Below are 12,522 nucleotides of genomic sequence, written 5' to 3'. Positions count from 1 at the left end.
ATAGATTTGCAAACTTTATTATAAGCGGTGATGAAAATGGAAGAAAGCCAAGCGGTCATGGGAATGATGAAAATCATTGCCAAGTGGGACCCGTTTAAATATGGAGAAGAATTTTATGAGACAGAAGCCGTCGATATCGTTCAGGCCGTCTATCGTGAAGATCGTGCCGACAAGCTGGCAGAAGCCATTCAGGATATCTTTGAAGCTTCATTTGAACAAAAACTTCCGATCGAAGGCTGCCAAAAGGTGGCCGAGCAGCTACTGTTCATAAAAGAAAGCAGCTCCTGCACCCCTTAAAAACCGGCGATATCGCCGGTTTTTGTTATTGGATAAATTCAAAAATCCGCTCCGAAACAAACTCCGGACGCTCTTCGGGGACGAGATGCCCCGTATCTTTAAGCGAATACAAAATGGAATCCGGGAGGTCGCGGTGAAGCCGTTCTCCGACTGAGACCGGCACGACCCGGTCTTCTTCCCCCCATATTAAAAGAGCGGGGTTTTGTACTCTCTTCAAATCTTCAGAGTCCAAATCGCCCTCCCTGTGCCTGATGAACCTTGTCATTGCTTTGAAAATCTGCCGGTCTGTAAATGGTTTTTCATAACCGTCAATCATTTCCTGGTCGATAAGCGTCCGGTCATGTACGACATTTAGCAGGTTTTTCAGCACGCCGTCTTTTGAAAGCCAATACTTAAGATACAAGTCAAAACAAGGGATATGCGTTCCGAATATAATCGACGGATGCGAGCGTTTTAAATACCCCGAGCTGCACAGCAGGACGATTTTAGAAAAAAGCTCTGGTTTAAGAAGAGACGCGGATAAGGAAATCTGGCCGCCCATCGAATGGCCGACGAGCGCGGCCCGGCTGATATTGAGCTTTTCAAGAAGTCCGATCAGAAGCTTGGCGAGGTTTGCATAAGTATATACGAACGTCCGTGATTTTTCCGATTGTCCGAAAGGAGGCAGGTCAACGGCGATAATATCATAATGGTTTCTGAGCAGCGGTATCAGTTTTCTGAAGCTGAATGCCGAAGATAAAAAACCGTGTACGCAGACGAGTGTGTCTCTGCCGGGATTTTCATAATGCTCGTAATACAGCTCAACTCCGTGTATCGCGGCCCGTTTAATCGGTGAAACAGCTTCCATAAAAGGCTTCGCCATCCTTTCTTTGTTGTGATGTAAAGGCTTTTTTGATTGTCAGATTTTAGCTCCGGTTTCTTTCGGGTTTTTCTTAGCATTTGTCGAAAATCGTGATATAATGTCATGAAGATTTTTGATAATGCAAAGGTGTGAAACATATGAAGCTGACCGAAAAAGAAACAGAAATATTAGAAATTTTAGACGAAAACAGCCGCGTTGACGCGGAAACGATTGCAAAAATGGCGAACATTCCCGCCGATGAAGTCAAAAGCATCATTGAAAAGCTTGAAAAGGAAAAAGTCATCATTGATTATGCAGCTATGATTGATTGGCGCAAAGTCGACGGTTTGGAAGGCGTCACGGCGATGATTGACGTAAAAGTCACTCCGAAACGAAATGTTGGCTTTGATGAAGTCGCTGAACGGATATACAGATTCCAGGAAGTTGAATCAGTATACCTGATGTCAGGGGTGTATGACCTATCTGTCGTTATTCGCGGCAACACGATGTCAGACGTTGCGAGCTTCGTGTCTGAAAAACTGTCCACCCTTGATTCCGTCGTTTCCACGACAACGCACTTTATTCTGAAAAAATATAAGCATGACGGCAAAGTCTTTGAAAGCGGAGACGATGACAAAAGAATCGTGGTGTCTCCGTAAATGGAAACGAAGACTTCTTATTTATCTGACTATGTGCAGCAGATTAAACCGTCAGGCATCCGCAAATTCTTTGATCTGGCCGCTACGATGGAAGGCGTCATTTCACTGGGAGTGGGGGAACCTGACTTTGTGACGGCCTGGAACGTGAGGGAAGCGAGTATTCTTTCTTTAGAACAGGGCTATACGGCTTATACGGCAAATGCGGGTCTTTATGAACTGAGAGAAGAAATCAGCCGCTATTTAGATCAGCGGTTCGGCCTGAATTATTCGCCTGACAGTGAACTGATTGTTACGGTAGGGGCAAGCCAGGCGCTTGATCTCGCTGTCCGCGCCATTATGAATCCGGGAGAGGAAATGTTAATTCCCGAACCGTGTTTTGTCGCCTATGAATCACTCGTGACACTGACGGGAGCGAAGCCGGTGCCGATTCAGACTACCGCTGAAAAAGGGTTCAAAGCATCAGCAGCCGATTTTGAAGCGGCTCTGACGGACAAAACAAAAGCGCTGCTTCTTTGTTCGCCGTCAAATCCGACAGGTTCCGTCTATTCAAAAGAAGAGCTTGAATCAATCGCTGCTTTCGCTGAAAAACACGACATCATTGTGCTCGCCGATGAAATTTATGCCGAATTGACGTATGACGAGCCATTCACGAGTATGGGGGCCATCCGCGGCATGAAGGAGCGGACGATTCTTATTTCAGGGTTCTCCAAAGCATTTGCCATGACGGGATGGAGACTCGGGTTTACGGCTGCGCCTCCCGTGATCAGGGACGCCATGCTCAAAATTCATCAGCACGCGATGATGTGCGCGCCTTCTATGGCGCAGTACGCGGCGCTTGAAGGGCTGAAAAACGGTCAGGAAGACGTGGAAAGAATGAAAAAAAGCTACCGGAGACGCCGAAATCTCATTGTGGAAACGCTGAACGAAATCGGACTCGGCTGCCACCACCCCGGCGGAGCATTTTACGCCTTTCCTTCCATTCAGTCGACCGGCATGAGTTCAGAAGAATTCGCAGAACAGCTGCTTCTTGAAGAAAAAGTAGCCGTCGTTCCGGGGAATGTGTTCGGCCCGAGCGGCGAAGGGTACATCAGATGCTCCTATGCAACATCCATTGAGCAGATTCAGGAAGCGCTCGTCAGAATCAAACGGTTTGTTGAAAAAAGGGCATAAAAAAAGATACGAACCCAGTTCGCATCCAAATAAAAGGGGGGGAATACTAGAAAGCCTTCGTAAACATAGTATACCCTCCTTTTTCCGTGCTTAAACATCCTCATAAAAAAAGTTCTCTTTGCGAAAAACAAACTTGTATGATATAATTTTAAATTGCGTATAAACTGTATTTAATTTAACTTAGGAGTTGTTATGAATGGCAGCAAAATTTGAAGTGGGCAGTGTTTACACTGGTAAAGTAACAGGATTACAAGCGTATGGTGCGTTTGTTGCATTAGATGAAGAAACTCAAGGACTTGTGCACATTTCTGAAGTCACTCACGGTTTCGTAAAAGACATCAATGAACATCTTTCAATCGGTGACGAAGTACAAGTAAAAGTACTTGCAGTTGACGAAGAAAAAGGTAAAATCAGCCTTTCTATCCGTGCGACTCAAGCTGCGCCTGAAAGAAAAGAAAGCAAACCAAGAAAACCAAAAGCGGCTCAAGTTTCTGAAGAAGCTTCTGCTCCGCAAGGTTTCAACACACTGAAAGATAAGCTTGAAGAGTGGATTGAACAGTCCAACCGCAAAGACCTTATTAAAAAATAAGCATCAAAAAAAAGCACCGGATATGTATGTTCGGTGCTTTTTTTATGTTTATCTGACTTCCGGATTTGTTGCTTCCTCGCGGGATGTTTCTTCGTTCGGCTTAAACAGCAGGCCGAGATTGATCAGACCGGCGATGCCGACAAGGCCGTAAATAATCCGCGACAGAGCTGATCCTTGGCCGCCGAAGATGGCTGCTACTAAATCAAATTGGAAAAATCCGATCAGTCCCCAGTTAATAGCGCCGATAATCGTTAAAACGAGACAGATACGCTGAATAACACTCATGTAAACAACCTCCTCTATGAATTCGTGAAACAGTTATAGATTGTGACAAAGCAAAGAATCTATGCATACTACATTCTCCGCCGTGAAAATCACACTGTTTCAAGCTATATCTGTGCCATTCCCGAGGTTACGACGTCTGTAAACCGTATGATGTGCCGTCAAAAAAGCGGATTGCTTTACATTGAACGTCATCTTTCTGCATAATATAAATCCAAAGGAGGAGATGTCATGCAAAACTTTACATATTGGAATCCGACGAAATTGATTTTCGGAAAGGGAGAGGTTGAAAAACTTCCTGAAGAAATCAAGCCGTACGGAAAAAACGTGCTGCTCGTATACGGAGGCGGCAGCATTAAGCGCAACGGTCTTTACGATCAAGTAACCGAGCTGCTGAAAAAAGCAGGAGTTACCGTACATGAATTGGCAGGCGTAGAGCCGAATCCGCGTGTCTCAACGGTAAACAAAGGTGTTGCGCTCTGTAAAGAAAACAACATCGATTTCTTATTGGCCGTCGGCGGCGGAAGTGTCATTGACTGCACGAAAGCCATCGCGGCGGGTGCTAAATATGATGGTGACGCATGGGATATCGTCACGAAAAAACACCAGCCGAAAGAAGCGCTGCCGTTCGGAACAGTGCTGACGCTTGCGGCGACCGGATCAGAGATGAACTCCGGATCAGTCATCACAAACTGGGAGACACAAGAGAAATACGGATGGGGAAGCCCGCTCGTTTATCCTAAATTCTCTATTCTTGATCCGGTAAACACATTTACCGTTCCAAAAGACCACACCATTTATGGCATGGTCGATATGATGAGCCACGTATTTGAACAATATTTCCACCACACGTCAAACACGCCGTATCAGGACCGGATGTGTGAATCGCTTCTGCGCACGGTGATTGAAACAGCGCCGAAGCTGATCAATGATCTGGAGAACTACGAGCTTCGTGAGACGATTTTATATACAGGCACAATCGCATTGAACGGAATGCTGTCAATGGGCGCAAGAGGGGATTGGGCCACACACAACATCGAGCATGCGGTGTCTGCGGTTTACGATATACCGCACGCGGGAGGTTTGGCGATTCTGTTCCCGAACTGGATGAGACATGTACTCAAAGAAAATCCGGCCCGCTTTAAACAGCTTGCCGTCCGTGTCTTTGATATTGCCGAGACAGGCAGATCAGATGAAGAGATCGCGCTTGAAGGGATCAGCAGGCTGTCTGCGTTCTGGACGAGCCTCGGCGCTCCGAACAGACTCGCTGATTATGACATTTCTGACGAGAAGCTGGATACGATTGCTGATAAAGCGATGGCAAACGGCGCATTCGGACAGTTCAAATCACTGCAAAAAGAAGATGTGCTTGCGATACTGAAAGCATCATTGTAATCAAATAAAGGGGGCGGCCGAATTGGCAGCTCCTTTTTTTCTGTGTTATAGTAATTCCCTTACGATTTTTTTGGAGGTTATTGTGAATGGAGAACTTTACGTACTACAATCCGACGAAACTGATTTTCGGAAAAGGTCAAATCGACCAATTGAAAAAAGAGCTGAAGCAATACGGGAAAAATGTACTGCTTGTATACGGAGGCGGCAGCATTAAGAGAAACGGCCTGTATGACCAAGTAACAGGCATCTTAAAAGAAGAAGGCGCATCTGTTCATGAGCTTGCGGGCGTTGAACCAAACCCGCGTCTGGCAACGGTGAATAAAGGAATTGAGCTGTGCAGACAGCATGAGATTGATTTTCTTCTCGCAGTCGGCGGCGGAAGTGTCATCGACTGTACAAAAGCGATTGCGGCCGGAGCGAAGTATGACGGCGACGCATGGGACATTTACAGCAAAAAAGTAACAGCGCAGGACGCGCTTCCGTTCGGCACGGTGCTGACGCTTGCGGCGACTGGCTCTGAAATGAACCCGGATTCCGTTATCACAAATTGGGAAACAAATGAAAAATTCGTATGGGGCAGCAATGTCACTCATCCGCGTTTCTCCATTTTAGACCCTGAGAATACATTCAGCGTACCTGAAAACCAAACCGTATACGGCATGGTGGATATGATGAGCCACGTATTTGAACAATATTTCCACAATGTTGAAAACCCGCCGCTTCAGGACAGAATGTGCTTTGCGGTACTTCAGACGGTAATTGAAACAGCGCCGAAGCTTTTGGAAGACCTCGGGAACTATAAGCACCGCGAAACGATTTTATACGCGGGTACGATCGCATTAAACGGCACGCTGCAGATGGGCTATTTCGGCGATTGGGCTTCCCACACGATGGAGCACGCCGTATCAGCCGTATATGACATCCCTCACGCGGGAGGACTCGCGATTTTGTTCCCGAACTGGATGAGATACACGCTTGATACAAATGTAGACCGTTTTAAAAACCTCATGCTCAACATGTTTGACATTGATACTGAAGGCAAAACGGATAAAGAAATTGCGCTCGAAGGTATCGATAAATTGTCAGCGTTCTGGTCAAGCCTCGGCGCGCCGTCCCGCCTTGCGGATTATGACATCGGCGAAGACAAGCTTGAACTGATCGCAGACATCGCCGCAAAAGAAATGGAACACGGCGGATTCGGCAATTTCCAAAAACTGAACAAAGATGACGTGCTTGCGATACTGAAGGCGTCTCTGTAAGATCAGGTTTCCGGCCGGAGTGATTGCGTAAATCCCGCAGTCACCCGGCCTTCTTCATGACTTGATTTAGCGGTGGAGTTCATATAAAGTGAAAGAGAAAACAATTCACCGTTATGGAGGGACAAGCAAATGACGCATGTACGCTTTGATTACTCAAGAGCGTTACCATTTTTCAATGAACATGAACTTACATACGCACGTGATTTCGTAAAAACGGCACACCATAATATCCATGAAAAAACAGGCGCCGGAAGCGACTTTTTAGGCTGGGTGGACCTCCCTGAAAACTACGATAAAGAAGAATTCGCGCGCATTAAAAAAAGCGCTGAAAAAATTAAATCAGATTCAGACGTGCTCCTCGTCGTCGGAATCGGCGGTTCATACTTAGGCGCCCGGGCGGCGATTGAAGCGCTCAATCATTCTTTCTATAATGTCCTGCCGAAAGATAAACGCAAAAACCCTCAAGTTATCTTTATCGGCAACAATATCAGCTCAACTTATATGAAAGACGTTATGGATCTTTTGGAAGACGCTGATTTCTCTATCAATGTAATTTCTAAATCCGGCACGACGACGGAGCCTGCGATCGCTTTCCGGATTTTCCGCAAACTTCTAGAAGAAAAATACGGAAAAGAAGAAGCGAAAGCGCGGATTTACGCGACGACAGATAAAGAGCGCGGCGCTTTAAAAACGCTTTCTAATGAAGAAGGCTTTGAATCATTCGTTATTCCTGATGATGTCGGCGGACGTTTCTCCGTTCTGACTGCGGTGGGCCTTCTGCCGATTGCGGTAAGCGGGGCTGATATCGATGAAATGATGAAGGGCGCTCTGGATGCAAGCAAAGACTTTTCCAGCTCGGAATTAGAAGAGAATGCGGCTTATCAATACGCCGTCGTCCGCAATGTTCTGTATAATAAAGGAAGAACCATTGAAATGCTCATCAACTACGAGCCTGCGCTGCAATACTTTGCAGAATGGTGGAAGCAGCTCTTCGGCGAAAGTGAAGGAAAAGACGAGAAAGGAATCTATCCTTCTTCCGCTAACTTCTCAACAGACCTTCACTCTCTCGGACAATACGTGCAGGAAGGCAGACGCGATCTGTTTGAAACTGTATTAAACGTTGAAAAACCGAAGCATGAGCTGACTATTGAAGAAGCGGAAAATGATCTTGACGGCTTAAATTATTTAGCCGGCAAAACGGTCGATTTCGTCAACAAAAAAGCGTTCCAAGGCACGATGCTTGCCCATACAGACGGAAAAGTGCCTAACTTAATTGTCAACATTCCGGAGCTTAACGCATATACATTTGGATATCTCGTCTATTTCTTTGAAAAAGCGGTGGCGATGAGCGGTTACCTGCTCGGAGTCAACCCGTTTGATCAGCCGGGTGTTGAAGCCTATAAGGTGAATATGTTCGCGCTTCTCGGCAAACCGGGATTTGAAGAGAAAAAAGCAGAGCTTGAAAAACGCCTTGAAAAATAAAAAGAATGGCTGGCCCGCCGCATGACGGGTCAGCCTTTTTTAAACCGTGAAAGGTGTGATGATGAATTGGCACGACTCTTATGGAAGCATGCCGTCATTTCCGTCTGTTCCGCCGTTATTGTCTATCCTGCGCTGAATCCTTCTTCCGCTGTCCTCTTACAAACCATCCTGTTTTTCGCTCTTCCACTCGGGTTTTTTACGGATATGGTCCGGCTGAAACTGAAGATTGGCCGGATGCATTCGCTGATTACGAAGTGCTGTCTCTATGCCGCCGTTTTCTTTATTTCACCTGAAGCCGCTGCGTCCGCAATTGTGACGTATTTTCTGATTGAATGCGCCGTTTTCTCTTTTCAGCGTCTGTCTGCGGCTCCTGATTCTTCCCGGAAGCCGTATGAAGATGCCGCAGAGCGGGGACGCTAAAGACTAAAAGGAGCATATTTACATGATCAGCATACCATCTTCACTTGAAGGGCAATCTTTTTTATTCCGCGAATTGGAACAGGTGCTGAAACCGATCGGTTATACCATCGGAGGCGGCTGGGAGTATGACCGGGGATTCTTTGATTATAAAATTTCCGATCAGGACGGCTATTTATTTCTCCGTATCCCTGTTGAAGCAAATAAAGGACGGCTGGATGAACGGGGGGCTGCCGTTACAATCGGCACGCCCTTTTTGCTGAGGCACGTCTATCAGCAGGAAACGGATGATACAGCAGGCGGCGGTGTTTTTGAATCATTATTCAACCAATTCTCCGAGCCGAAACGCCGGGATGCAGCAATTGACCGTTCATATATCGATATCGGCATTTCACTCGTGAAAGAGCTTGAAGATGTTCTGCTGCATTAAAGAGCCAAAAACAGATCAGTGCTGAGCACGTGGTATGACAAGGGAGGGGTAAGCATCGGCCCCTCTTCTTTTTGTATGCCGATGATCGTGGTATTCCGCTTGAGATAATAGAGCGCACAATCATAATAAGATAAGCCTTTTAATTCCTCGGGGACGGGAATGATGCGAACCTTTTTCTCCAGCGTCAGATCGGACAGCGTTTGCGGTTTGGCAAGCTGCAGCTTGACCCGGTAATGCTCAAACATCACCCGGCTCGACAGCCGTGATGTGCACAGAATCTTATTGGCTCCGGCGCGTTCGGCGTTTTTGACATACCGTTCCGTTAAAATTTCTACGATACAATACACGGACGGATGCAGCCCTTTGATGGCGAGCAGCGTTAATACCGACAGCATATCAGCTTCCGCTTCATTCTTCTGCTGGTCTGCTGTCAGAATGACGGTATCGGCTTCCGTAATATTCGCCTTATTGAGCGTGCCGTCGTCAGCAGCGTGTCCGCGGATGAAATGGACGTTCTCAATAAGCGGCCCTTCTCGTAATGAATCATCGATCAGGACGACGGTTTTTGATGGTGCGAAGTGCTGCAGCTCTTTCAGAAGCATATGTGATTTCTCATTCCATCCGACAAGAATGACGTGCCCCTTGCCTTTAAAGGCGACCCTTCCTTCGACATAGCGGTGCTGTTTGCTGAACACGGCTGAAGAAAGCGTGGCGAAATAGGCGGTCACAAAACTCGCTCCGCTTAATACAAGCACCATGCCGGCAATCTGCCCGAGCGGCGTCTGGGGCACGTAATCGCCGTAGCCGACCGTAGCCACTGTAATAACCGCCCACCAAATCCCTTCAAACACAGACGTGAATTGCTTCGGTTCAAGCATGTAAATCAATTGACCGAACAATAAGATCAAGGCGATAATGATCAATCCGATCCGAATATATAACGGCCATCTCAGCCAGGAAATAAAGATACGGTTTGATTTCATTCGTCCGGCTCTTCCTTCGACAGAGAAATGGACAAAATCTGCTTAATAATGGTATTTAATTTTTCGTTCAGCTGTTCCTGGCCGTATGAGTCACGCGCCTGTCTGATTAACTCGGCCGTCTCATCCTCGAACTGAATGAGAGGTTCGTCGTTTTCCGATTCATTATAGAGCTGGATAAAGACGTCAAGCCCCTCATTCATTCTGTCTATCGCATTGCTCAGCTGTTCTTTTTCGCCATTTGTCACTTTCATGATGGATCACACCTGTATCTTTTTTTTATACAGTATGTCCCAGTTCATTTGATGTCTTTCAAAAATCGGCGAAAACATATTCACCCGGTTTTTTTCATATGATAAAGAAACGGACCGAAAAAGGGTGAGTCAGATGACAGTCATTCAAAAAGTGCTGGCGGCGCTGGCCGGAGCGCAGCTGCTCGCTTCAGCGGCCGTATTGCTTATTTTCGATTTGAATGGATACAATCATATGTCCGGCGGCTTTTCATGGCTTGCTTTTGCAAAGGGGACCGTTGGCACGTTTCCGTTTTATACTGCAATGGCCGGGTGTTTTCTGATCATGCTCGCAGGTTTGATTCCTGTCAGAAAAAAGAAGCGGATTTCTGTACAGGAAAGCGGCCATTCATTAAAATAATATATAAGCAGTTCGTACGATATAAGAGAAAAAGGAAGAGGATAATATGCTGTTTGTCTTTTTAACAATTGCTGCATTGGGATTGTCGTTTTGGGCACAATTTAAAGTGAAAAGCAATTTTCAGAAATACTCAGACGTGGAAGCTTCCAGTCAGCGGACGGGGGCGGAAACGGCAAGACGGATTCTTGATATAAACGGTTTATATGATGTGCCGGTAGAACCGGTAAGAGGCACTTTAACAGACCATTACGACCCGACGGAACGGGTGGTGCGTTTATCTGAGCCGGTATATTACGGCCGCTCCATTTCCGCCATTTCCGTCGCTTCCCATGAAGTCGGACATGCTTTGCAGCATCAGGAATCATACGGCGCGCTTGTGCTGAGACACAAAATTTTTCCGGTCGTCAATTTTGCCTCCGGGGTCGCCCCTCTGCTTTTCTTGGGCGGGATGCTCCTGGGCAGCTTGAATTTAATCGGACTCGGCATTATTTTATTCTCTGCCGCTGTTTTTTTCCAGCTTGTCACGCTGCCTGTCGAGTTTAATGCCAGCGCGAGGGCGAAGCGGATTATCGTGTCGGAAGGATTCATTCGCAACAGTGAAGAACACGGCGTGAATAAAGTGCTGAACGCCGCCGCGCTGACGTATGTGGCTGCGGCGCTCGTTTCATTATTCGAGCTGCTTCGTTTTGTGATGATTTTCTTAAACGGTCGTAATGAGAATTAACACGAAGGAGGTGGCCCCTTACCGTTTGCGGTAGGGGTTTTTTTGCTTATATTAAAACTGATTCTCATTATGCTGTTAATCGGATTAACGGCCATCTTTGTGGCGGCGGAATTTGCGATCGTAAAAATCCGCGGATCAAAAATTGCGGAACTGGTTGAAACCGGAGACAGCCGGGCGCTTGCGGCGCACAGGGTTATTTCAAATCTCGATGAGTACTTATCAGCGTGCCAGCTCGGCATTACGATTACGGCGCTCGGACTCGGCTGGCTCGGTGAACCGACGATTCAGCGGATTCTTCTTCCTGTTTTCAGCCTGATCGGAATGCCGTCATCCATTACGCACGTCGTCACGTTTATTGCGGCGTTTATCGCCGTCACGTATCTGCACGTCGTCATCGGCGAACTTGCACCGAAAACGATATCCATTCAAAAAGCCGAAGCCGTCAGTCTGTGGACGGCGAAACCGCTCATTCTCTTTTATAAAGTGATGTATCCGTTTATCAAGCTGTTAAACGGCTCGGCCGGATTTTTGGTCAAACTGTTCGGCTTTCATTCAGTGAAAGAACATGAAGTCGTTGTCAGTGAAGAGGAATTGCGGGTGATTTTATCCGAAAGCTATAAAAAAGGTCAAATCAATCAATCTGAATTCCGTTACGTCAACAAAATATTTGAATTCGATAACCGGGTCGCCAGAGAAATTATGGTGCCGCGCACCGAAATCGCCGCCATCTCGCTTGACCAGTCAGTTGATGAAGCCATTCATTTGATCATCAACGAGCGGTATACGCGATATCCGGTTATTAAGGAAGACAAAGACCACATTCTCGGCATTATTAACAATAAGGATTTATTTAAGGCGTATTTTCTCGGCCGTTCCATTGAATTAAAAGAAATTATGCGTCCGGTCATCAGAGTGATTGAAAGCATCCCGGTCCAGGAACTTTTGATCCGCATGCAGAAGGAGCGGATTCATATGGCGATTCTCGTTGACGAATACGGCGGTACGGCGGGGCTTGTGACCGTCGAAGACATATTGGAGGAAATCGTCGGGGAAATTCGCGATGAATATGACCAGGATGAAATGCCGCACATCGTCAAAAAAGGCGAACACCATTATGTGATGGACGGCAAAGCGCTGATAGAAGAGGTGAATGACCTCCTTGATATCGCCATCGAAAATGAAGACATTGACACGATCGCGGGATGGCTCTTAACACAAAAAATGGAGCTGAAAAACGGCGACGTGTTTCATGCCGAAGGGTGTGAATTCAAGGTGCTGGAAGCTGAAGACCACCATATCCGCTTTGTTGAAATTAAAAAAACTGATTTCTGAGCCTCCTGCTTTTT

General features: G+C 46.6%; 16 protein-coding genes. 12 read left to right on the top strand and 4 right to left on the bottom strand.

Features of this window, described 5'->3' with window-relative positions; all coding sequences use genetic code 11:
* The first annotated feature begins 36 nt into the window (after positions 1 to 36).
* Positions 37 to 297, top strand: coding sequence for a DUF1871 family protein (locus ACW5MY_RS14440; protein ID WP_013353370.1), 261 nt, complete (start codon positions 37 to 39; stop codon positions 295 to 297).
* Positions 298 to 322: 25 nt separating this feature from the next.
* On the opposite strand, the gene ACW5MY_RS14435 is transcribed toward ACW5MY_RS14440, so the two are convergent.
* The gene (locus ACW5MY_RS14435; RefSeq protein WP_014470892.1) at positions 323 to 1,144 is read right to left on the bottom strand and encodes an alpha/beta fold hydrolase; all 822 of its coding nucleotides are present in this window, start codon (positions 1,142 to 1,144) and stop codon (positions 323 to 325) included.
* Positions 1,145 to 1,296: 152 nt separating this feature from the next.
* Here ACW5MY_RS14435 and ACW5MY_RS14430 point away from each other — a divergent pair, with 152 nt between their 5' ends.
* From ACW5MY_RS14430 to yugI, 3 genes are all read left to right on the top strand, one after another.
* Positions 1,297 to 1,797 (top strand): Lrp/AsnC family transcriptional regulator, encoded by a 501-nt coding sequence (locus ACW5MY_RS14430; protein WP_013353368.1) that lies wholly within the window; start codon positions 1,297 to 1,299, stop codon positions 1,795 to 1,797.
* Positions 1,798 to 2,967, top strand: coding sequence for an aminotransferase (locus tag ACW5MY_RS14425; protein WP_013353367.1), 1,170 nt, complete (start codon positions 1,798 to 1,800; stop codon positions 2,965 to 2,967).
* 196 nt (positions 2,968 to 3,163) lie between these two features.
* Positions 3,164 to 3,556, top strand: a complete 393-nt coding sequence (gene yugI / locus ACW5MY_RS14420) for a S1 domain-containing post-transcriptional regulator GSP13 (RefSeq protein ID WP_013353366.1) — start codon at positions 3,164 to 3,166, stop codon at positions 3,554 to 3,556.
* Positions 3,557 to 3,604: 48 nt separating this feature from the next.
* Here the strand turns inward: yugI and ACW5MY_RS14415 are convergent, their stop codons facing one another.
* Positions 3,605 to 3,841, bottom strand: a complete 237-nt coding sequence (locus ACW5MY_RS14415) for a DUF378 domain-containing protein (RefSeq protein WP_013353365.1) — start codon at positions 3,839 to 3,841, stop codon at positions 3,605 to 3,607.
* 228 nt (positions 3,842 to 4,069) lie between these two features.
* On the opposite strand from ACW5MY_RS14415, the gene ACW5MY_RS14410 reads away from it, so the two are divergent.
* From ACW5MY_RS14410 to ACW5MY_RS14390, 5 genes are all read left to right on the top strand, one after another.
* Positions 4,070 to 5,233 (top strand): iron-containing alcohol dehydrogenase, encoded by a 1,164-nt coding sequence (locus ACW5MY_RS14410; protein ID WP_013353364.1) that lies wholly within the window; start codon positions 4,070 to 4,072, stop codon positions 5,231 to 5,233.
* An 86-nt stretch (positions 5,234 to 5,319) separates the two neighbouring features.
* Positions 5,320 to 6,492, top strand: a complete 1,173-nt coding sequence (locus ACW5MY_RS14405; RefSeq protein ID WP_289393856.1) for an iron-containing alcohol dehydrogenase — start codon at positions 5,320 to 5,322, stop codon at positions 6,490 to 6,492.
* A 129-nt stretch (positions 6,493 to 6,621) separates the two neighbouring features.
* Positions 6,622 to 7,974 (top strand): glucose-6-phosphate isomerase, encoded by a 1,353-nt coding sequence (locus ACW5MY_RS14400; protein ID WP_014472188.1) that lies wholly within the window; start codon positions 6,622 to 6,624, stop codon positions 7,972 to 7,974.
* A gap of 21 nt (positions 7,975 to 7,995) precedes the next feature.
* Positions 7,996 to 8,394 carry a hypothetical protein gene (locus ACW5MY_RS14395; RefSeq protein WP_013353361.1) on the top strand — a complete coding sequence of 133 codons (399 nt, stop codon included), beginning with the start codon at positions 7,996 to 7,998 and terminating at the stop codon, positions 8,392 to 8,394.
* Positions 8,395 to 8,416: 22 nt separating this feature from the next.
* A complete protein-coding gene (locus ACW5MY_RS14390; protein ID WP_013353360.1) occupies positions 8,417 to 8,821 on the top strand; it encodes a YugN-like family protein in 405 nt (134 codons plus the stop codon).
* Here ACW5MY_RS14390 and ACW5MY_RS14385 read toward each other — a convergent pair.
* Together ACW5MY_RS14385 and ACW5MY_RS14380 are read right to left on the bottom strand one after the other, a co-directional pair.
* Positions 8,818 to 9,804 carry a potassium channel family protein gene (locus tag ACW5MY_RS14385; RefSeq protein WP_013353359.1) on the bottom strand — a complete coding sequence of 329 codons (987 nt, stop codon included), beginning with the start codon at positions 9,802 to 9,804 and terminating at the stop codon, positions 8,818 to 8,820. The two genes, ACW5MY_RS14390 and ACW5MY_RS14385, sit on opposite strands and share 4 nt — an antisense overlap.
* On the bottom strand, positions 9,801 to 10,055 hold the full coding sequence (locus ACW5MY_RS14380; RefSeq protein ID WP_013353358.1) for a protein mistic: 255 nt from the start codon (positions 10,053 to 10,055) through the stop codon (positions 9,801 to 9,803). Before ACW5MY_RS14380 ends, ACW5MY_RS14385 begins: the two co-directional genes overlap by 4 nt.
* Before the next feature lie 133 nt (positions 10,056 to 10,188).
* On the opposite strand from ACW5MY_RS14380, the gene ACW5MY_RS14375 reads away from it, so the two are divergent.
* The 3 genes from ACW5MY_RS14375 to ACW5MY_RS14365 are packed head-to-tail and all read left to right on the top strand — an operon-like array spanning position 10,189 to position 12,508.
* Positions 10,189 to 10,452 (top strand): hypothetical protein, encoded by a 264-nt coding sequence (locus ACW5MY_RS14375; RefSeq protein WP_013353357.1) that lies wholly within the window; start codon positions 10,189 to 10,191, stop codon positions 10,450 to 10,452.
* 46 nt (positions 10,453 to 10,498) lie between these two features.
* A complete protein-coding gene (locus ACW5MY_RS14370; protein WP_013353356.1) occupies positions 10,499 to 11,176 on the top strand; it encodes a zinc metallopeptidase in 678 nt (225 codons plus the stop codon).
* A 42-nt stretch (positions 11,177 to 11,218) separates the two neighbouring features.
* Positions 11,219 to 12,508, top strand: coding sequence for a hemolysin family protein (locus ACW5MY_RS14365; RefSeq protein ID WP_013353355.1), 1,290 nt, complete (start codon positions 11,219 to 11,221; stop codon positions 12,506 to 12,508).
* Positions 12,509 to 12,522 lie beyond the last annotated feature (14 nt).

The organism is Bacillus sp. Bwzl_19, assembly GCF_054900515.1.
This window is presented reverse-complemented; position numbering and strand designations above follow the sequence as displayed.

Bases quoted from the DNA above. Each gene is read 5' to 3' on its own strand.
- ACW5MY_RS14440 (WP_013353370.1), top strand. From the start codon at position 37: ATGGAAGAAAGCCAAGCGGTCATGGGAATGATGAAAATCATTGCCAAG.
- ACW5MY_RS14435 (WP_014470892.1), bottom strand. From the start codon at position 1,144: ATGGAAGCTGTTTCACCGATTAAACGGGCCGCGATACACGGAGTTGAG.
- ACW5MY_RS14430 (WP_013353368.1), top strand. From the start codon at position 1,297: ATGAAGCTGACCGAAAAAGAAACAGAAATATTAGAAATTTTAGACGAA.
- ACW5MY_RS14425 (WP_013353367.1), top strand. From the start codon at position 1,798: ATGGAAACGAAGACTTCTTATTTATCTGACTATGTGCAGCAGATTAAA.
- yugI (WP_013353366.1), top strand. From the start codon at position 3,164: ATGGCAGCAAAATTTGAAGTGGGCAGTGTTTACACTGGTAAAGTAACA.
- ACW5MY_RS14415 (WP_013353365.1), bottom strand. From the start codon at position 3,841: ATGAGTGTTATTCAGCGTATCTGTCTCGTTTTAACGATTATCGGCGCT.
- ACW5MY_RS14410 (WP_013353364.1), top strand. From the start codon at position 4,070: ATGCAAAACTTTACATATTGGAATCCGACGAAATTGATTTTCGGAAAG.
- ACW5MY_RS14405 (WP_289393856.1), top strand. From the start codon at position 5,320: ATGGAGAACTTTACGTACTACAATCCGACGAAACTGATTTTCGGAAAA.
- ACW5MY_RS14400 (WP_014472188.1), top strand. From the start codon at position 6,622: ATGACGCATGTACGCTTTGATTACTCAAGAGCGTTACCATTTTTCAAT.
- ACW5MY_RS14395 (WP_013353361.1), top strand. From the start codon at position 7,996: ATGACGGGTCAGCCTTTTTTAAACCGTGAAAGGTGTGATGATGAATTG.
- ACW5MY_RS14390 (WP_013353360.1), top strand. From the start codon at position 8,417: ATGATCAGCATACCATCTTCACTTGAAGGGCAATCTTTTTTATTCCGC.
- ACW5MY_RS14385 (WP_013353359.1), bottom strand. From the start codon at position 9,804: ATGAAATCAAACCGTATCTTTATTTCCTGGCTGAGATGGCCGTTATAT.
- ACW5MY_RS14380 (WP_013353358.1), bottom strand. From the start codon at position 10,055: ATGAAAGTGACAAATGGCGAAAAAGAACAGCTGAGCAATGCGATAGAC.
- ACW5MY_RS14375 (WP_013353357.1), top strand. From the start codon at position 10,189: ATGACAGTCATTCAAAAAGTGCTGGCGGCGCTGGCCGGAGCGCAGCTG.
- ACW5MY_RS14370 (WP_013353356.1), top strand. From the start codon at position 10,499: ATGCTGTTTGTCTTTTTAACAATTGCTGCATTGGGATTGTCGTTTTGG.